Origin of the sequence: Lentzea sp. NPDC059081 (assembly GCF_042738015.1) — a bacterium.
Classification (GTDB): Bacteria; Actinomycetota; Actinomycetes; order Mycobacteriales; family Pseudonocardiaceae; genus Lentzea.
In genome coordinates this window covers 19,779-38,745 of sequence record NZ_JBHYGW010000048.1, presented here as the reverse complement: position 1 = coordinate 38,745, position 18,967 = coordinate 19,779, and the positions used below count along the sequence as shown (strand labels likewise).

18 protein-coding genes and 1 riboswitch are annotated in these 18,967 nt (G+C 69.8%); of the genes, 5 read left to right on the top strand and 13 right to left on the bottom strand.

From position 1 onward, the window contains the following. Positions 1–284 precede the first annotated feature (284 nt). Together ACFWV3_RS44115 and ACFWV3_RS44110 are read right to left on the bottom strand one after the other, a co-directional pair. Positions 285–1,625 carry a polysaccharide lyase 6 family protein gene (locus tag ACFWV3_RS44115; RefSeq protein ID WP_382420050.1) on the bottom strand — a complete coding sequence of 447 codons (1,341 nt, stop codon included), beginning with the start codon at positions 1,623–1,625 and terminating at the stop codon, positions 285–287. A 43-nt stretch (positions 1,626–1,668) separates the two neighbouring features. After that, positions 1,669–2,103, bottom strand: a complete 435-nt coding sequence (locus tag ACFWV3_RS44110) for an NUDIX hydrolase (RefSeq protein WP_382420048.1) — start codon at positions 2,101–2,103, stop codon at positions 1,669–1,671. 73 nt (positions 2,104–2,176) lie between these two features. Here ACFWV3_RS44110 and ACFWV3_RS44105 point away from each other — a divergent pair, with 73 nt between their 5' ends. The 3 genes from ACFWV3_RS44105 (at position 2,177) to rpsT (ending at position 3,805) form a co-directional block, all read left to right on the top strand. Continuing rightward, entirely contained in the window at positions 2,177–3,106 is a 930-nt protein-coding gene (locus tag ACFWV3_RS44105; RefSeq protein WP_382420046.1) for an SPFH domain-containing protein, read from the top strand. After that, positions 3,106–3,318 (top strand): hypothetical protein, encoded by a 213-nt coding sequence (locus ACFWV3_RS44100; protein ID WP_382420044.1) that lies wholly within the window; start codon positions 3,106–3,108, stop codon positions 3,316–3,318. Before ACFWV3_RS44105 ends, ACFWV3_RS44100 begins: the two co-directional genes overlap by 1 nt. A gap of 220 nt (positions 3,319–3,538) precedes the next feature. After that, complete coding sequence (gene rpsT / locus ACFWV3_RS44095; protein WP_030468084.1) at positions 3,539–3,805, top strand: 30S ribosomal protein S20; 267 nt, start codon at positions 3,539–3,541, stop codon at positions 3,803–3,805. A 144-nt stretch (positions 3,806–3,949) separates the two neighbouring features. Here the strand turns inward: rpsT and holA are convergent, their stop codons facing one another. Beyond that, positions 3,950–4,927, bottom strand: a complete 978-nt coding sequence (gene holA / locus ACFWV3_RS44090) for a DNA polymerase III subunit delta (protein WP_382420042.1) — start codon at positions 4,925–4,927, stop codon at positions 3,950–3,952. A gap of 78 nt (positions 4,928–5,005) precedes the next feature. After that, positions 5,006–5,138: riboswitch (SAM riboswitch) on the top strand. Between the two features lie 11 nt (positions 5,139–5,149). Here holA and thrC point away from each other — a divergent pair. Further along, complete coding sequence (thrC, locus tag ACFWV3_RS44085) at positions 5,150–6,406, top strand: threonine synthase (RefSeq protein WP_382420040.1); 1,257 nt, start codon at positions 5,150–5,152, stop codon at positions 6,404–6,406. Here the strand turns inward: thrC and ACFWV3_RS44080 are convergent. From ACFWV3_RS44080 to ACFWV3_RS44035, 10 genes are all read right to left on the bottom strand, one after another. Continuing rightward, complete coding sequence (locus ACFWV3_RS44080) at positions 6,390–9,179, bottom strand: DNA internalization-related competence protein ComEC/Rec2 (RefSeq protein ID WP_382420038.1); 2,790 nt, start codon at positions 9,177–9,179, stop codon at positions 6,390–6,392. The two genes, thrC and ACFWV3_RS44080, sit on opposite strands and share 17 nt — an antisense overlap. Positions 9,180–9,557: 378 nt before the next feature. Beyond that, complete coding sequence (locus ACFWV3_RS44075) at positions 9,558–10,250, bottom strand: helix-hairpin-helix domain-containing protein (protein ID WP_382420036.1); 693 nt, start codon at positions 10,248–10,250, stop codon at positions 9,558–9,560. Positions 10,251–10,337: 87 nt separating this feature from the next. Then, complete coding sequence (locus tag ACFWV3_RS44070; RefSeq protein WP_382420034.1) at positions 10,338–11,231, bottom strand: DegV family protein; 894 nt, start codon at positions 11,229–11,231, stop codon at positions 10,338–10,340. 20 nt (positions 11,232–11,251) lie between these two features. Next, a complete protein-coding gene (gene octT / locus ACFWV3_RS44065; protein ID WP_382420032.1) occupies positions 11,252–11,965 on the bottom strand; it encodes a diglucosylglycerate octanoyltransferase in 714 nt (237 codons plus the stop codon). Further along, entirely contained in the window at positions 11,962–12,567 is a 606-nt protein-coding gene (locus ACFWV3_RS44060) for a histidine phosphatase family protein (RefSeq protein WP_382420030.1), read from the bottom strand. Before ACFWV3_RS44060 ends, octT begins: the two co-directional genes overlap by 4 nt. Before the next feature lie 8 nt (positions 12,568–12,575). Further along, a complete protein-coding gene (gene rsfS, locus ACFWV3_RS44055) occupies positions 12,576–12,959 on the bottom strand; it encodes a ribosome silencing factor (RefSeq protein WP_045316502.1) in 384 nt (127 codons plus the stop codon). Between the two features lie 142 nt (positions 12,960–13,101). Beyond that, positions 13,102–13,305 carry a cold-shock protein gene (locus tag ACFWV3_RS44050; protein ID WP_030468099.1) on the bottom strand — a complete coding sequence of 68 codons (204 nt, stop codon included), beginning with the start codon at positions 13,303–13,305 and terminating at the stop codon, positions 13,102–13,104. 85 nt (positions 13,306–13,390) lie between these two features. Beyond that, positions 13,391–13,972 (bottom strand): nicotinate-nucleotide adenylyltransferase, encoded by a 582-nt coding sequence (gene nadD / locus ACFWV3_RS44045; RefSeq protein WP_382420027.1) that lies wholly within the window; start codon positions 13,970–13,972, stop codon positions 13,391–13,393. Positions 13,973–14,151: 179 nt separating this feature from the next. Then, positions 14,152–15,321: a cytochrome P450 gene (locus ACFWV3_RS44040; protein ID WP_382420025.1), complete on the bottom strand. Its 1,170-nt coding sequence runs from the start codon at positions 15,319–15,321 to the stop codon at positions 14,152–14,154. A gap of 18 nt (positions 15,322–15,339) precedes the next feature. Next, a complete protein-coding gene (locus ACFWV3_RS44035; protein ID WP_382420023.1) occupies positions 15,340–16,605 on the bottom strand; it encodes a glutamate-5-semialdehyde dehydrogenase in 1,266 nt (421 codons plus the stop codon). Between the two features lie 268 nt (positions 16,606–16,873). Here ACFWV3_RS44035 and ACFWV3_RS44030 point away from each other — a divergent pair, with 268 nt between their 5' ends. Beyond that, positions 16,874–18,958 (top strand): RecQ family ATP-dependent DNA helicase, encoded by a 2,085-nt coding sequence (locus tag ACFWV3_RS44030; protein ID WP_382420021.1) that lies wholly within the window; start codon positions 16,874–16,876, stop codon positions 18,956–18,958. The last annotated feature ends 9 nt before the right edge of the window (positions 18,959–18,967 follow it).

Sequence of the window (18,967 nt, the reverse complement as noted above, 5' to 3'; positions counted from 1 at the left end):
CGCTGTTGAGTTCTCAAAGAACACGCGCTCACCGCAGTCACATCAGCTTTTCGCTGACTTACTTCCGGGGCTTGTGTTGCTGAAGCTTATTTGGTGTTCCTCGCCGGTGTCAAATCGGCCTCTCAGAGGCTCTTCTGTCTTCCGGCTTTGTCAGGCTCGTTCCGGTTTGTATTTCCGGCCCGCTTCGCTCTGACATGGAGAACATTACACGGGCCTGTTTCGATCTCCAAATCGGGGGGTCCTGGTGACCGCCACACGTGCGGTCACCAGGACAAACGCGTTCGTCAGGGCGCGGAGGCCCCGACATCGGCCTTCGTCAGCGGCTTCCGCACAGCCGAAGGGCTGTACTCGTCCGCCCCGACATCGGGCTTGCCGAAGCGGGCCTGCGGGTCGAAGTCACGCGTCACATAGGAGTAGGTACCGGCCGAAGTGTCGATGGCCGGGCTTCCGGACGTGAGACGCAGCATTCCGTTGGCGTCGCGCACGAGCTTCGGGTCGACGGACCGATAGCCCGACGGGATGCCGGCGGTACCGCCCCACACGATGTTGCCCTCGTACTTCACGGTCGAGCCGCTCATGATGTCGATCAGCTTCGACGACGAGCCCTGGACGATGTTGTTCGCGAGCACGCAGTCCTTGGGCGCGTACGTGCCGGTGTCGGTGTCGACCACGGCGCCGGTCCCGATCAGGGTGTTGAACGCGACCGTCACGCGGTCCGGGCGGTCGTGCGAGGTGGAGGCCGGGCCGCTGTCGGTCTCCGAGCCCTTGCCGAACACGATCGCGCGATCGCCGGTGTTCTGCACGTAGTTGTTGAAGACCTTGTGGTCGTTGCCGTGGAACCGGATGCCGCTGCCGAACAGCACGTTGCCCTCGACGGTGGTGCGGTTGCCGTGGCGCAGGACGATGTAGCCCTTGCTGTCGCGGATCGTGTTGAAGCGGACCGTGTTGTCCGACGACTTCACGGAGATGGCCTCCGGGTCGCCGTTCGCCTTCTCGAACAGGTTGTGCTCAATCACCGCGTACGCCGACTTCGACTGCTTGTGGCTGTAGCCGAGCCGGATCGACTCGCCGCCGTTGTCACCGCTGAAGCTGTGGTTGTAGAAGTAGTTGTGGTGCACCCAGGTCCGTTGGGCGATCTCACTGCCCGGACCGGTGATCTGCAGGTACACGCCCTCGTTGCTGCGGTTCGAGAACGTGTTGAGGTCGACCTGGACGTCGTTCGCGCTCACGGTGAGCGAGGCGCCGTTCTTGTCGCCGTTGTAGGTGTTGCGGGTGATGCGCGTGGCCTGCGCCTTGACCGGGACGGACATCGAGCTGGTCCCGTTGAACACGAACCCCTCGATCGTCACGCCCCGCACGGCTCCGAGCTCGAAGCCGCCGCGGGTGAACACCGTGGCGCCGGTCGTGCGCGCCGCCACGGTGATGCCCGGCTTGGTGATCTTGACGGGCTGGTCGGCGGTGTGCACGCCCTCGGCCAGCACGATGCGCTGTCCCGGCACGGCGGTGTCGATGGCGGCCTGCAGGGAGGCCGTGGTCGAGACGCCGACGACGGCCGCGTGGGCCGGTGCGGCGACGAAGGACGACAGCAGGGCGGCCGCGCCGACAGCGGCCAGTGATCGGATCATTCGCCAACTCCGTTGGGTGCGAGTTGGCGGCGGTAGACGCAAGCTACCGCAGGATGCCCGTCGGCGGGGTGTTCCGGTACAGGCCGAGGGCGGTGTCGATCGACGGCACGCGCTCGAGCGTCCCGACGTCCGCCAGCGGGAACCACTGGGCGAAGTCGGTGGTGCCGTCCACCTCGTAGCGCAGCTCCCCGCCCACGATCCGCACCTCGTACATGATGCGCAGCGCGTGGTAGTCGCGGTCGGGCTCCTCGCGGAACTCCGAGTCGATGCCCAGCAGCCGCAGGACCTCGACCTCGAACCCGGTCTCCTCCTCGAACTCGCGGACGACCGCGTCGTACGGGTGCTCGCCGTGGTCCAGGCCGCCGCCGGGAAGGATCCACCGCTTGCCCGACGGGCCGAGCCAGCGCGCCAGCAAGATCTCCTCCGCGTCGTTGACGCACACCCCGTAGGCGGCCACACGCTGCTTCTTCGCCCTCATGCGACTCAGCGTAACTTGCGATCATCGCGAAAAAAGTGATATCACTTAGATACTACTTCGCTAGGGGGTCCGGATGAGCGCATCCATCGAGACGACGGTCCACATGCCGGCACCTGCCGTCCGTGAGAAGCACGCGCGGGAGCTGACCGGTCTGCCGATGTTCTTCGTGGGTTTCGGGGTGTTCGTGGTGGCGGTGTGGACGATCATCGAGGGAATCAGCACCGCCGTGGAGACCGAGGTGCCGCCGGTGGGGGCGATCATCACCAGCCTCCTGCTGTTCCTGGCGGGAGCGGTGGTGATGCGAGGGCTGTTCACCGTCGCGCCCGGTGAGGCGCGGGTGCTGCAGTTCCTCGGCCGCTACGTCGGCACGGTCCGCACGGACGGCCTGCGGTGGGCGAACCCGCTCACCACCCGTCAGAAGATCTCGACCAGGATCCGCAACCACGAGACGCAGACGCTGAAGGTCAACGACGCGGACGGCAACCCGATCGAGATCGCCGCCGTGGTCGTGTGGCAGGTGGAGGACACCGCCCGCGCCCGGTTCGAGGTGGACGACTTCGTGCGGTTCGTCGGCATCCAGACGGAGACCGCCGTGCGGCACATCGCGACGAGCTATCCGTACGACAACCACGACGAGGCAGGCCTGTCGCTGCGGGAGAACGCGGACGAGATCACCGAGACGCTGGCGATCGAGATCTCGGCACGCGTGCAGTCCGCCGGCGTGAAGGTGATCGAGTCGCGGCTCACCCACCTCGCGTACGCGCCGGAGATCGCACACGCCATGCTTCAGCGACAGCAGGCGGGCGCGGTCGTCGCGGCCCGCACGCGGATCGTGGAGGGAGCTGTCGGCATGGTCGAGCTGGCGCTGGAACGGCTCGCCGACCACGACGTCGTCGAGCTCGACGAAGAACGGAAGGCGGCGATGGTGTCGAACCTGCTCGTCGTGCTGTGCGGTGACCGCTCCACCCAGCCCGTGGTGAACACCGGGTCGCTGTACACCTGATGGCCGATCGCAAGAGCGTTCTGCTCAGGCTCGACCCGGCCGTGCACGACGCGTTGAGCAGGTGGGCGAACGACGAGCTGCGCAGCACCAACGCGCAGATCGAGTTCCTGCTGCGGCGCGCACTGGCCGAAGCGGGCCGGCTGCCCGGCGAGGCGAAGAAGATGCCTCGCCGCGGCCGCCCGCCGAAGAACCCGGAACCGGGCGACGACTGAGCGCTCGCGGCCGCACCAGATGGCCGTACGCGATGGTCACCAGGCGTCGGGGACGCCGCGGAAGGCCACGTTCGTGGCCCGGTGAGCTGGCCTGATATCCTTCGTCGTCGTGAACGCGCGGCACTCCGCCGTGGAGGAGAGCCGGTCCAGGCGAACAGCACTGGCCGGTGCCGACGAAGCGCGTCACGAACTCCGGTTTCGACACGAAGGGTGATGTCGCATGGCGAACATCAAGTCCCAGCTCAAGCGGATCAAGACCAACGAGAAGGCGCGCCTGCGCAACAAGTCGGTCAAGTCGTCCCTCAAGACGGCCATCCGCAAGTTCCGCGAGGCTGCCGAGGCCGGTGACAAGGCGAAGGCCCTGGAGCTGCTGCAGGACGCGTCCCGCAAGCTCGACAAGGCCGCCACCAAGGGCGTCATCCACGCCAACCAGGCCGCCAACAAGAAGTCGGCGATGGCGCTGCGCGCGAACCAGCTCGAGGGCTGATTCCGCTCGTAGAGCATCGAACTTCGGCAAAGGGGTCCGCTTCCTCAGGGAAGCGGGCCCCTTTCGCATTCGGTCCGGTGCGTCGTCGCACCGCGATTCACCGGCGCTTGGACACCTGATCGGATCCCGCGCCCGAGGTGATCGCTAACGACGGCCGTGCGCCGCGACGATCTTGAGCACGGCGCGTTCCAGTGCGTAGTCGGCGTCGGCCGCCACGCCCTTCACGTCGGCGTTGAGGCCCGCGACCACCTGCATCGCCTCGGCGAGGCCCGACTGGTCCCAGTTGCGGGACTGGGCCTGCGCCTTCTTGATCTTCCACGGCGGCATGCCGAGCGGACCGGCCAGGCTGAACGGGTCTGCCCTGCCGACCGCGGACACCCGCGCGACCGTGCGCACCGCGTCCGCCAGCGCGTCCGCCACGAGCACGTGCGGGACGCCGAGCTGCATGGCCCAGCGCAACGCCTCCATGGCGCCCGCCCGGTCACCGACGACGGCCTTCTCCGCCACGGCGAACCCGGTCACCTCGGCCTTGCCCTGGTGGTAGCGGCGGATCTCCTCGACCGTCACCTTGCCGTCGGTGTCCGACACGAGCTGCGACGCCGCGGCGGCGAGCTCGCGCAGGTTCGTGCCCACGGCGTCGATGAGCGTGGCCACGGCCTCCGGGTCGATCTTGCCGCCCGCCTGCCGCACCTCGTTGCGCACGAACGCCTCGCGGTCACCGGCCTTGGTGACCTTGGGGCACTCGGTGACGCCGGCGCCCGCCTTCTTCAGCTGCCCCGGCAGGTCCTTGGCCGCCTTGCTGCGACCACCGCCCGTGTGCACGACGACGAGCGTGACCCCGTCCGCCGGCGCCTTGGTGTAGGAGAGCACCGTGTCGGCGACCTCCTTGCCGATGTCCTGCGCGTTCTGCAGGACGATCACGCGCCCCTCGGCGAACAGCGACGGGCTGACCAGCTCGGCCAGCTCAGGAGGGGTGAGATCAGTCACCTGCACACGGGTCAGGTCCGCGTTCGGATCGACCTTCCGTGCAGCCTCGAGAGCCGCCCGAACAGCCCGTTCGACCAGCAGCTCCTCCTCGCCGATGACGAGGTGCAGTGACTCCGGTGCGCTCACACTCCGCATCCTTCCACGTCCCGGATCGTGGACGTTGGTGGCTGAGCGACGGACCGGTGCCGTAGTTTGGTAGGCACAACTGAACACCGCTCATCCAGAGGGGCAGAGGGACCGGCCCGAAGAAGCCCCGGCAACCGGCGTCAGCGCAGCAGTGCACCACCGCGCGCGGACGATCACGGTGCCAATTCCGACCCGTTCGATTTCGCGGGAAAGATGAGGAGATACCTCGCGATGACTGCTGTCTCTGTGCCCACGAGCACCAAGTTCGACCTCGGCCCCGCCCGCGCACTGCTGTGCCGTGAATGCGGAAACGAGACCCCTCTCGCTCCTGAGTACGCCTGTCTGGAGTGTTTCGGGCCGCTGGAAGTGGCCTACGACTTCGGGAAGATCCGGCGCGAGGACATCGAAGCCGGCCCCAGGTCGATCTGGCGCTACCGCGGCCTCCTCCCCGTTCCGTCCACTGTGGAACAGCACCCGAACACCGATCCCGGCGGCACCCGCCTGGTCGAGGCGCACAACCTCGCCAAGGCACTGGGAGTCCGCAAGATCTGGGTGAAGGACGACACCGGCAACCCCACCCACTCGTTCAAGGACCGCGTGGTCGGCGTGGCCCTGGCCGCCGCCCGCGAGCTCGGCTTCAAGGTGCTGGCCTGCCCCTCCACCGGCAACCTGGCGAACGCCGTCGCCGCGGCCGCCGCCCGCGCCGGCTGGAAGTCCGTCGTCCTCGTTCCCTCCAACCTCGAACGCGCCAAGATCCTCATGAGCGCGGTGTACGAAGGCGACCTGATCGCCGTCGACGGCAACTACGACGACGTGAACCGCCTCGCCCAGGAACTCGCCGCGGAGAACGAGGACTGGGCGTTCGTGAACGTCAACGTCCGCCCGTACTACGCGGAGGGCTCGAAGACGCTCGGCTACGAGGTCGCCGAACAGCTCGGCTGGCGCCTGCCCGACCAGATCGTGGTGCCGATCGCGTCCGGCTCGCAGCTCACCAAGGTCGACAAGGCGTTCCGCGAGCTCGGCCAGCTCGACCTGGTCGAAGCCACGCCGTACAAGGTCTTCGGCGCGCAGGCCACCGGCTGCTCCCCGATCTCCGCCGCCTTCAAGGCCGGCCACGACGTCATCCGCCCGGTCCGCCCGGACACCATCGCCCGCTCGCTGGCGATCGGCGCCCCGGCCGACGGCCCGTACGTGCTCGACGCGGTCCGCCGCACCAACGGCGCGATCGAGGACGTCACCGACGAAGAGGTCGTCGAGGGCATCAAGCTCCTCGCCCGCACCGAGGGCATCTTCGCCGAGACCGCTGGCGGCGTGACCGTGGCGACGGCGAAGAAGCTGATCGAGTCGGGCCAGCTCGACCCGGACGCGGAGACCGTGCTGCTCATCACCGGCGACGGCCTCAAGACCCTCGACGCGTTGGGCGACACGATCGGCCCGCGCGCGACGGTCCCGCCGTCGGCCGAGGCCGTCATCAACGCGCTGCGCTAGTCATCACCTCCTCCCGGACGCGATCTCCTTGCCTCAGAAGGAGATCGCGTCCGTCTTGAGCCACCCGGTGCGCGGGAACCGTTGCAGGCCGTCCATCACGTGCGGCCCGACCGGAAGCGCGTTCGCACGCCACGCCGCGACTTGTTTCGGCCACGCGGATTCCGCCTTGAGCGCGTTGTAGTGGTAGTCGTGCCAGACGTGCGGCGCGATCCGCAGCGCGTCGTCGAACACGAACTCCGACACGAGGTCGTACGCCTCCTCCGGCGTCTCGGCCTTCGTGGGCGGCAGCACGTGCGTGGTCTTCGCCTTGTGCGTGATGGCGCGTGTGCCGTCGGCGAGTGTTTCGCAGATGTAGTAACCGAAATCGGGCTTGAGCTCGTCGTGCGGCCACGGCGAGGGCGAGTAGCCCACCTGCCAGAGCGCCCACGCGAAGCCCGGCGTGCCACCGGGAATCGGGTAGCGGGGGTTGTACAGCCTGACCCAGACCATCTCTTCTCCTTCGTACGACTCGGTTCCCCGGCAACACCGCCAGGTCGCCGTCCTTGTCCGTGCGCAACACCAACGCACCTCCCGTCCGCAGCGCGTCGATCACGTGCGGACTCGGGTGCCCGTACCTGTTGTTCTCGCCGACGCTCACCAGCGCGACCCGCGGCCGCACGGCCTTGAGGAACGCCGGCAGCGAGTACCGCGACCCGTGGTGCGGCACCTTGAGCACCTCGGCGCCGAGGTCCCGCTCTCCCAGCAACGACGCCTGGCCGGCCAGTTCGACGTCACCGGTGAGCAGCACCCGGCCCGCTCTCGTGTGGGCCTTGAGCACGAGCGAGTAGTCGTTCACCGTCGTGTTCGCGTCCTGGGCGACCGGCGGATGCCGCGGCCCCAGCACCTCCAGCTCCAGTCCCGGCAGGGCGAACCGCTCCCCCGCCTTCGGTTCCACGACCCGCACGCCATGAGCGCGGGCCCGCGCGCTGACCTCCCTCCACGCCCAGTCGGGCTCCTTGAGCGGCCCGACCGCCACGGCTCCCACCGCACGCCCGGTGAGCACCGCGTCGAGACCGCCGACGTGGTCCGCGTGCAGGTGCGTCAGCACGAGCAGCGGAATCCTCTTGATCCCCAACGTCTTCAGGCACCGGTCCACCGCACCGGGATCAGGCCCGGTGTCGACGAGGACCGCCCGGTCGGCGTCGTCCGTGGCGAGCACCAGCGCGTCACCCTGGCCGACGTCGCAGCTGACGACCTTCCAGCCCTCCGGCGGCCAGTCCGGCGCCACCACCTTCAGCGGCACCAGCACCACGAACCCGCCGACCAGCACCGCGACGACCAACGTCCGCGTCTTCTTGAAACGCAGCAGCAACACCGTCACCGCCACGACCGCCGTCAACGCGACCGCCCCGGCCCAGCCCTCCGGCCAGCCGACCGCCGCACCGGGCACGGTCGCCGCCTGCCGCCCGACCTGGACCAGCCAGGTCACCGCGGGCCCGGCGACGTGGACGAGCAGCTCGGCCGCGTCCGGCCACACCGGCGCGACGACCGCCGCCACCACCCCGAGCACCGTCGCCGGCGCGACCACCGGCCCCGCGACGAGGTTGGCGACCACCGACACCAGGCTCACCTGACCGCTCAGCCCGGCCACCACCGGAGCGGTGGCGAGGCTCGCGGCAGTCGGGATGACGACCGCCTCGGCCAGCCCGCTCGGCACGCCGCGTTCCTTGAGCGCCCGTGCCCACCTCGGAGCGACCAGAACCAGAGCCGCCGTCGCGATCACGGACAACGCGAACCCCGGATCACCGCCCAGCGCCGGATCGACGAGCACGAGGACGAACACCGCCGTCGCGAGGCTCGGCACCGCGGACCGTTCCCGTCCGAGCACCAGTGCCAGCAACGCCACCGCACCCATGACCGCGGCCCTCAGCACGCTGGGCTCCGGTCCGGCCAGGACCACGAACCCGACCAGCGCCACCATCGCGGCGACCGCGGCCTGACGGGGACCGAACCTCCGCAGGAGCAGGTAGACCACACCGCAGACGATGGCCAGGTTCGCGCCGCTCACCGCGAGCAGGTGAGCGAGGCCGGCCGTGCGGAACTCGTCGACGATGCGCGGCACCATGCGGTCGGTGTCGCCCACCACGAGTGCCGGAAGCAGCCCGGCCTCCTCGTCGTCCAGGACGGCACTGGCCTGACGCAGACCGTCCCGGAGCCCGTCCGCCCAGGTCTGCCAGACCGGAGGTGGTCGCGGGTCGATCGGCGGCCCGCGGACTCGCAGCAGCGCGGACGCCAGGTCGCCGCCGCGGGGTGGGGCGAGCGTGCCTTTCACCGTGACCTGTTGGCCTGGCAAGAGGTCACGCCACTTGTCCGCTGGCGCCAGCAGCACCAGATGGGCGCCATCGGTGGTCGCCGTGAAGATCACGTGGTCGACGCCGCCCTGCTGACCGCCGAACCCTTCCGCACGAATGCCCTTGGGCCTGGTGTCGACCTCCACCGTCAGCGTGGAGCTGCGGCCTTCGTCCGCGGCCAGGCGGAGCGGATGGGTCTCGGCTCTCAGGACGTTCCCGCCCACCCAGGCCGCCGCCACCGGTCCGGAGATCAGCAGGGCGATGGCACACGTTCTGGTCCACCACGCCCGGCGCCAGGCCGCGAAGCCGATCGCTCCTGCGGTCAGTCCTGTCAGGACGGCCGCCTGCCAGCTGAGGAAGAGGCCGGCCACGGCTGTGGTCCACACCGCCGCCGCGGCCGGGGCCAGGCGGTAGTCGTGGGCTACCGGGTGTGTGCGGGGCACCGGGACCTCCGGTGTGCGGGAAGGTCGCCGTGGCCGGGCCGGTCAGGTGGCGGGAGGGTGTGGGGGTGGGTGGATCGCGGGCAGGTCTGAGGGCCGCGGCTCGCCGGGCGGCGTCGGCGGGTGCCGGGGTGGTGGGAGCTGGCGTAGCGGGTGATCCGGACTGAGGGCATGGCTGACTCCTGGAAGTGCGTGGACTCGGGGTGCGGCCGGAGTGGGGCGGCCAGGCGGGGATTGAGCGGGCTGCCACAGGCGGGGCTGGAGGTCAACCGAACGCGTCCGCGATGGGCGGGCCTCGCGATGGGCACGGGCTTTGCTCGACCAGCACGAGGGCGCGGGCCGCTCGGTGCGGGCGGTGGGAGACCACGGACGGGGCGCTGGTCAGGTGTGGAGCAGGTCGGCCAGCTTGGCGAGTTTGGAGTCGCCGATGCCTTCCACGTCGCGGAGCGCGTCGACCGAGGCGAAGGGGCCCTTGCGGGTGCGGTGGTCGACTATGCGCTGGGCCGTCACCGGGCCCACGCCGGGAAGGGTGTCGAGCTCGGCGGCGGTGGCGGCGTTCAGGTTCAGCTTGGCCGGGGCGGCGTTCGGGGCGTTGGGCGCTGCCGGGGGCGGGATGCCCACGGCTATCTGTTCGCCGTCGGCCAGTTTGCGGGCGAGGTTCAGGTCGTGGAGGTCCGTGCCCGGTTTCAGGCCGCCGGCCAGGCGGAGGGCGTCGGCCACCCTCGCGCCGGAGGTGACCGTCACCAGGCCAGGGGTGGTCACCTCGCCGATGACGTTCACGACCAGTTCGGGCGCGGGGGCCGTGGTGCTCACCAGGGCGAGGGCCGGTGCCTGTTCGGCGGCCGGGCTCTGCCACCAGCTGCCCAGGCCGATCACCGTGCAGGCCACGGCTACGCCGAGGCCCAGCAGTCCTCGGCGCGGGAGGCGGGGCAGGGTGAAGCGGCGGCGGGGCGGACCGTGTTCGTCGGAGTCCTCGGAACGCGCGAAGACCAGGGTCGGGTCGGCTCGCACCTTCTCGGCCAGGGCGGCCAGGCGTTCGCTCGGGCGGTCGTCCGGATGGGGGCGGGGCAACATGCGGGCGACGTTACGGAGCGGGACGGGTGGGGAGGTGGGGTGAGTTCCGGGGCTGTGGATTACTCGCGGGTTGTGGACAGGTCGCGATCACTCGTGGCTCGGGGACGGGGAGTTGTCGGGGGTCTGTGGGATGCTGTCGGGTCCTCCCGGCAGCACCACGACGCCCAGCACGCCCGGTCCGGTGTGCGCGCCGATGACCGCGCCGACCTCGGAGATCACGCATCCCGTCGAACCGGGGAGGCGTTCGTCCAGCCGGGTCGCCAGCTCCGCGGCGCGTTCGGGTGCGGCCAGGTGGTGCACGGCCAGACCCACGGGTCCGTCGCCCGCCGCGGCCGCCGCGAGGTCGACCAGCCGGCCGACGGCACGGCTCATCGTGCGCACCTTCTCCAACGGCACGATCCGGCCGTCTTCCATGTGCAGCAACGGTTTCACCGCCAGCGCGGTCCCCACCAGCGCCGCCGCCGTGCCGATCCGCCCGCCCCGGCGCAGGTGGTCCAGCGTCTCCAGGCAGAAGAACATCCGGGTCTGCTGAGCAGCGGAGGTCGCGGCTTCCTCCACCTCGGCGTGCGAGCTCCCGGCGGCAACGGCCGCGCACGCGCGCAAGACCGAGAACCCGAGCCCCATGCCCGTCGAGCGCGAGTCGACCACGCGGATGCGGGACGGGTTGATCTCCTCGGCCGCCAGCCGTGCGGCCTCCCACGTCCCGGACAGCTCACGGGACAGGTGCACCGACACGACCGCGTCAGACGACGACAGCACCTCCCGGTACACGTCGGCCATCTCGCCGGGTGTCGGACGCGAGGTGGTCACCCTGCGGTGCTCGCCCAGTGCCGTGGCCAGCTCGGACGGACCGAAGTCGACGCCGTCGAGGCGTCCGGCACCGTCCACCGCCACGTGCAACGGCACCACGGTGATCGAATGGCGCTTCGCGAACCCCTCGGGCAGGTAAGCCGTGGAGTCGGTGACGATGGAGATGCGCACGAGCGACGAGCCTACGGTGCTCACTCCTCCGAGGTGCTCATCGCCACGGAGGAGATGAGAGCGGCCATCGCCTTGCCCACGAGCTCATGCCCTTCCCAGCCCCAGTGCATCCCGTCGGGGTTCCCGGCACCGGAGCGCACGTGGTCCCCGATCACGGCGGGCAGGTCGAGCAACGGCACCCCCGCACCTGCGGCCCATCCGCGCACAGCCGCCACCGCAGCCGCGTGCCCCTGATGCGCGTACGCGTACGTGGGCGCCCGATGCACGGACGGCACGATCCCGACCGCCGGCATTGTGTACTGCAGATTGCGCACGGACTGCAGCATGTCCCGCAGGTATCGAGCAGTCAGCGCAGGCGGCAGCGACGCACGCGTGTACGGCGCCAGACGTGGCTGCACGTCCTGATAGCGCGCACGCACCCAACGCCGCAGCCAGTCTGGCCGCACGTAACGCAGCCCCTCGCGCAGATACGTCGGCAACGGCGAGGGCAGCGTGTCCATGCTCCCCACCGCGAACACCAGCACGTCGGTCCGGGGCAGCAACGACCAGATGCGCGGGTCCCCGGTCAACGCCCACCAGGCGTCCCTGGCCGTCCACCCGAACCCGGCCGCCAGCTCCGCCGCGCCACCGAGCTCGGCGGCGCAGATGTTGTGCCACAGTCTCGGGTGGTCGGCGGGCAGCGGTCCGGACGGCCCGAAGAACGACAGCGAGTCGCCGAGGACCAGCAGTCTCAACGCGTGGTGCCCGCGTTGTACGACGTCAGCCGCCACCGGTCGTTGCGCCGGGTGAACACGGTCCAGTGGCAGTTCGAGATGCCGCCGAGCTGCGACCAGTTCTCCACCGGCAGCCCGAGCAGCCGCCCGGTCAACGCGCTGATCAGGCCGCCGTGCGCGCACAGCAGCACGGTCTCGGAGAACTCCTCGTCGACCTCGTGCACGAGCTGGATCGCCCGCTCGGCGACCTCGACCCGGGACTCGCCGTCGGGCGGCGTGTACGTCGGATCGGTGCGCCACAGGGTGACGGCACCCGGCCACTCCTGCTCGACCTCGGCCAGGTTGAGGCCCTGCCACTTGCCCAGGTGGGTCTCGCGCAGCCGTTCGTCGATCCGCAACGGCACGTCCGCGGACGTGGTGAACACCTTCGCGGTCTCACGCGCGCGTTGCAGGTCGGAGGCCACGACGACCTCCGGTTCGAACCCCGCGAGCACCGGCACGGCGAAGCGCGCCTGGTTCACGCCGGTCTCGGTGAGCGCCGAGTCCAGATGACCCTGCAGACGACCTGTCGCGTTGTAGTCGGTCTCACCGTGCCGCCACAGCACGAGCCGGCTCAGGGCCATCAGCTACCTCATTCAGCCGTGGAGTCGGCGGGGACGTCCGCTTCGAACTCGATGCGCGGGCAGTCCTTCCACAGCCTCTCCAGGCCGTAGAAGCTGCGCTCCTCGGTGTGCTGCACGTGCACGACGACGTCCACGAAGTCCAGCAGCACCCACCGGCCCTCGCGGGCCCCTTCGCGGCGCACCGGCTTCGTGCCGGCCTCCCGCAGCTTCTCCTCGATGTTGTCGACGATCGCGCCGACCTGCCGCTCGTTGGGAGCGGACGCGATCACGAACACGTCCGTGATCACGAGCTGGTCGGAGACGTCGAGCACCGTCACGTCGTGCGCCTTCTTGTCGGCCGCTGCGTTCGCCGCGACCAGCGCCAGCCGTCGTGCCTCGTCGGTGGCTGCCACGTCACTCCTCTGACTTCCGGTGCGCGTCGATACGCCCACACGAGTTACTGAGGGTACCGGCGAGCGCCAACCGGGTACCGCGAGCCCGGACATGACGAAGGCCACCTCAGCGCCCTGAGGTGGCCTTCACCTGTGCCGAAGCTTAGAGCGGGCGGACCTGCTGGGCCTGCGGCCCCTTCTGGCCCTGTCCGACCTCGAACTCGACCTTCTGGTTCTCCTCGAGCGACCGGAAACCCTTGGACTGGATCTCCGAGTAGTGCACGAAGACGTCTGCCGAGCCGTCGTCGGGGGCGATGAAGCCGAACCCCTTCTCGGCGTTGAACCACTTCACGGTGCCTGTAGCCAAAGTCTTGCCTTCCACGAACCAGCAACAACCCGCTGATTGTTGCCTCCCGCGCGCTCGGATGCACGCAAAATCCACTCGAACGTGGTTACGACTCGGAGTAGAGGCCTGTTTTCGCGATGTACTGGACCACCCCGTCCGGAACCAGGTACCACACGGGCTGCCCCGAGGCCACCCTCGCGCGGCACCCGGTCGACGAGATCGCCATGGCCGGGATCTCGACGAGCGAGACGGCTCCCGGCGGTAGGTGGCGGTCGTTGAGCGTGTAGCCCGGACGGGTGACACCGATGAAGTGGGCCAGCTGGAACGCGTCCGCGGCGCGCTTCCACGACAGGATCTGCTCGAGGGCGTCGGCGCCGGTGATGAAGAACAGCTCGGCGTCGGGGTACTGCTTCTTCAGGTCCGTGAGGGTGTCCACGGTGTACGTGGGGCCCTCCCGGTCGATGTCGACGCGGCTGACCGAGAAGCGGGGGTTGGACGCGGTGGCGACGACCGTCATCAGGTAGCGGTCCTCGGCGGGTGAGACCTCACGCGACGACTTCTGCCAGGGCTGACCCGTCGGCACGAAGATCACGCGGTCGAGGTCGAACCGGTCCTGCACCTCGCTGGCGGCCACGAGGTGACCGTGGTGGACGGGATCGAACGTGCCACCCATGACGCCGATGCGCATCGAACCAGCGTAGACCGGCACCGGGCCGCTCCCGAGGCCCAGCGCCGGTCGCGCTGATCACACCGCACGGCCCAGGGGGAGGACGGGCCGTGCGGGTCGCGGCCCACCCCGAAGCAGAGCCGCGCACAGGAGGAACGCACGCCCGCGATCCCCATTACGCGGTTCCGCCATGAATTTTCCTAATGGGCCACGACGAGCCGCACAGGTCCTCTGACCAGCGAACCCTTGCGGAACTCGACGGGTTCGGCGAGCCGCAGACCGGGCATGCGGCGCAGCAGCGTGCCCAGCGCGACCTGCAGTTCCATCCGGGCGAGCTGCGACCCCAGGCAGAAGTGGATGCCGTGGCCGAACTGCAGGTGCTGGCCGACCTCGCGGTCCAGGTCCAGCTCGTCGGCGTTCGCGTACACGGCCGCGTCGCGGTTCGCCGAGGACACGACCACCAGCACGGCGTCGCCCTCCTTCACCAGCGCGTTGCCGACCTGGACGTCCTCGGTCGCGATGCGGGGGAAGCCGGCGCCGCTGCCCAGCGGGATGTACCGGAGCAGCTCCTCGACGGCGTTCGGCAGCTTCTCCGGGTTCTCCCGCAGCTGCTTCATGTCGTCCGGGTGCTCGAACAGCGCCACGACACTGTTCGCGATCATGTTCGCCGTCGTCTCGTGACCCGCGACCAGCAACGTGATGCCGAACCGGACGAGCTCCTCTTCGCTCAAACGATCGTCGTTGTCCCGTGCGACGACCAGTGCGCCCATGAGGTCGTCCGTGGGGTTCGCACGGCGCTTGGCGACGAGTTCGGTGAAGTAGGCGTGCAACTTCATCATGCCGTGCATCGCTTCTTCGGGCGTGTGGCCGCCAACCGTCGAAAGCACCTGGTTCGACCACATGCGGAACTCGTCGCGGTCCTCGAACGGCACGCCGAGCAGCTCGCAGATGACCGTGATCGGGAACGGCATGCTGAAGCCCTCGACGAGGTCGCCGGGGTTGTCGAGGCGGTCGAGCAGCTCGTCGGTGATCTGCTGGGCACGCGGCCGCAGCTCCTCGATCCGGCGGACCGTGAACGCCTTCGACACCAGCCGGCGCATGCGCGAGTGGTCCTCGCCGTCGTGGGTGAGGATGGAGCCGCCCGGTGCGATGAGCGGCTGCATCCTCGGCACGTCCTGGCCGACCGTTCGCGCCCGGCTGAACCGCGGGTCGCCGAGCACGAACTTCGTCTCGTCGTACGTCGTGACGAGCCAGCCCTCACCGCCGTACGGATACGTCACGCGCGAGACAGGCTCGTCGTGCCGTAGTCGTTCATAGGTCGGATCGAGCGTCAGGCCGTCGGTCTCGGAGAACGGGTACGTGGGAGCCATGTCTCCGAAGGTATCGATCTACGCCTTCGGGCGGGTGTGCCCTTCTCCCCACACGACCCATTTCGAGGACGTCAGCTCGGATAGGCCCATCGGGCCGCGTGCGTGCAGCTTCTGCGTGGAGATGCCGATCTCCGCGCCCATGCCGAACTCCGCACCGTCGGTGAACGCCGTGGAGGCGTTGACGAACACCGCCGCGGCATCGACACGGGCCGTGAACCTGCGTGCTGCCGTGACGTCGTTCGTCACGATCGCCTCGCTGTGGCCGGAGCCGTAGGTCGCGATGTGCTTCACGGCTTCGTCCAGCGAGTCGACGACCTTCGCGGCGATGTCGAGGCTCAGGTACTCGGTGCCCCAGTCGTCGTCGTTCGCGGGCGTGACGTCGGCCTGCCGCGCGAACTGCTCGTCGCCGTGGATGGTCACGTTCTCCTGCTGCAACGCCTTGACGACGCGCGGGACGAACTCGTTCGCGACGTCCTTGTGCACTAGGAGGGACTCCGCCGCGTTGCACACGCTCGTGCGCCGCGTCTTGGCGTTGAGGACGATCGCCTCGGCCATGTCGAGGTCGGCGTTCGCGTCGACGTAGACGTGGCAGTTGCCGACGCCGGTCTCGATCGTGGGAACCGTGGCCTGCTCGACGACGGCGTTGATCAGACCGGCGCCACCGCGCGGGATGACCAGGTCGACGAGGCCGCGCGCGGTGATGAGGTGCGTGACGGACGCGCGGTCGTGGCACGGCAGCAGCTGCACGCAGTCGGCCGGCAGGTCCACGCTTTCGAGTGCGTCGCGCAGTACGGCGACGAGCGTGGTGTTGGAGTGCTCGGCGGTCGAGGACCCGCGCAGCAGCGCGGCGTTGCCCGACTTCAGCGCGAGGCCGGCGGCGTCGACCGTGACGTTCGGACGGGCCTCGTAGACCATGCCGACGACGCCCATCGGGACGCGGACCTGCTTGAGCTCCAGGCCGTTCGGGAGGATTCCGCCGCGCAGCACCTCGCCGACCGGGTCGTTCTGACCCGCCACGGTTTCGAGGCCCTTGGCCACGCCTTCGATGCGAGCCTCGGTGAGAGCGAGGCGGTCGAGGATGCCCTCTGGGAGACCGGCTGCCTTGCCCGCTTCGAGGTCCTTCGCGTTGGCCTCGATGATCTCCGGCGCGCGCTCGCGGAGGGCGGCGGCCATCGCGTGCAGCGCGGTGTCCTTGCGCTCGCGGGTGGCGAGGACTAGTTCGTCGGCGGCGACTCGGGCACGGCGGGCGGCCGCGTGCACCTGGTCGCGCAGGTCATCAGTCACCCTTCACACATTACGACCTGTGGACGCGCAGCTGAGAGCGGGTTTCCGAGCGCCGGCCTCCACTACCGGGTGTACACGACCAGGTGCGCAAGCCGGCGCTCATCCGAGGTGTCCACAACTCTGCGAGTTCGCGTCGGTCGTCCGGTCACCTCTTCGGGTCAACCGCCGAAGGCGATTCGGCCGGAAGCGGTGACCGGACGACCGACAAGAGGCGAACGAGCCGCCGTCTGCGAAGCAGCGGCCAAAAACACTGGCAAGCTTGCTCTCCATGGACGACATCGCGTTGAGGGAACTGGCGGAGGAACGGCTCCGGGCTCTGGCCGGTCCGAAGGCTGTGCTGCGCGAGGACCAGTGGACGGCGATCCACACCCTCGTGGCCCAGCGCCGCAGAGCACTCGTCGTCCAGCGCACCGGCTGGGGCAAGTCGGCCGTCTACTTCATCGCCACGGCGTTGCTGCGCCAGCTCGGTGAGGGGCCGACGGTCATCGTGTCGCCGCTTCTCGCGTTGATGCGCAACCAGGTGGATGCCGCGGCGCGGGCGGGTGTGCACGCGGTGACCATCAACTCGGCCAACACCGACGAGTGGGACGCGGTGCAGGAGCAGGTCGCGGCCGGTGAGGTCGACGTGCTCCTGGTCAGTCCGGAGCGGTTGAACAACCCCGACTTCCGGGACGCGGTGCTCCCGTCGTTGACGGCGTCGGCGGGCATGCTCGTCGTCGACGAGGCGCACTGCATCTCGGACTGGGGACACGACTTCCGGCCCGACTACCGCAGGTTGCGGACGTTGCTGACGGAGCTGCCGCCGGGTGTGCCGGTGCTGGCCACGACGGCGACCGCGAACGACCGCGTGGTCCACGACGTCACCGAGCAGCTGGGACTGGGTGCGGACGAGGGCACGCTGGTGCTGCGCGGGCCGCTCGACCGCGACAGCCTGCGGTTGTCGGTCGCGGCGCTGCCCACGGCCGAGGCGCGGCTCGGCTGGCTGGCCGAGCAGCTCGAGCGGCTGCCGGGGTCCGGGATCATCTACACGCTGACGGTCGCGGCGGCGGACGACATCGCGGCGTTCCTCGCCTCGCGCGGGTTCGCGGTGGCCGCGTACTCGGGCAAGACCGAGCCCGCCGAGCGTGAACGGGCCGAAGAGGACCTGCTGAACAACCGGGTCAAGGCGCTCGTCGCCACGTCCGCGCTGGGCATGGGCTTCGACAAGCCGGACCTGGGGTTCGTGGTGCACGTCGGCGCGCCGTCCTCGCCCATCGCGTACTACCAGCAGATCGGTCGTGCCGGCCGTGGTGTCGAACGGGCCGAGGTCGTGCTGCTGCCGGGGCACGAGGACAAGGACATCTGGGCGTACTTCGCATCCCTGGCGTTCCCAGCCGAGGTGGTGGTGCGGCAGGTGTTGTCGGCGCTCGACGGGGCGGGGCGGGCGTTGTCGACGGCGGCGTTGGAGCCGATGGTCGAGCTGTCGCGCGGGCGGCTCGAGGTCGTGCTGAAGGTGCTGGACGTCGACGGCGCGGTCCGGCGCGTCAAAGGCGGCTGGGAGTCGACCGGGCGGCCGTGGGAGTACGACGGCGAACGGTATGCGCGCATCGCGGAGGCGCGGAAGGCCGAGCAGCAGGTGATGATCGAGTACCTGCGGACGACGTCGTGCCGGATGAAGTTCCTGCAGGACCAGCTCGACGACCCGAGCTCGCACGAGTGCGGGCGCTGCGACAATTGCACCGGCGAGCGGCTGTCGGTCGAGGTGTCCGAGGGGGCGGCGGAGGCGGCGCGCGAACGGCTGCTGCGGCCCGGTCTCGACGTGGCGCCGCGCAAGATGTGGCCGACGGGCATGGCCGCGATCGGGGTGCCGCTGTCGGGCAAGATCCCGGCGGCCGAGGTGGCGGCCACCGGGCGGGCGCTCGGCAGGCTCACCGACATCGGCTGGGGCAACCGGCTGCGCGACCTGCTCGGCGACGAGCAGGACCGCGAGATCCCCGACGACGTGTTCGCGGCCTGCGTGAAGGTGCTGTCGGCGTGGGGCTGGGACGAACGGCCGGTCGGCGTGGTGACGGTCGGGTCGCGGCGACGTCCCCAGCTCGTCGGCAGCTTCGGGCAGAAGATCGCGTCGATCGGGCGGCTGCCGTTGCTGGGCACGATCTGGCTCGGTGAGTCGACGCACCGGGCCAACTCCGCTCAGCGGCTGGCGGGTCTCGTGCGGTCCGGCGACGTACCGGACGTGTCCGGTGTGGACGGTCCGCTGCTGCTGGTGGACGACCACGTCGACACCGGCTGGACGATGACGGTGGCGGCTCGGTTGCTCAGGAAGGAGGGGGTGCCCGCGGTGCTGCCGTTCGCGTTGGCGGTGACGAACTGACGGGTGGCC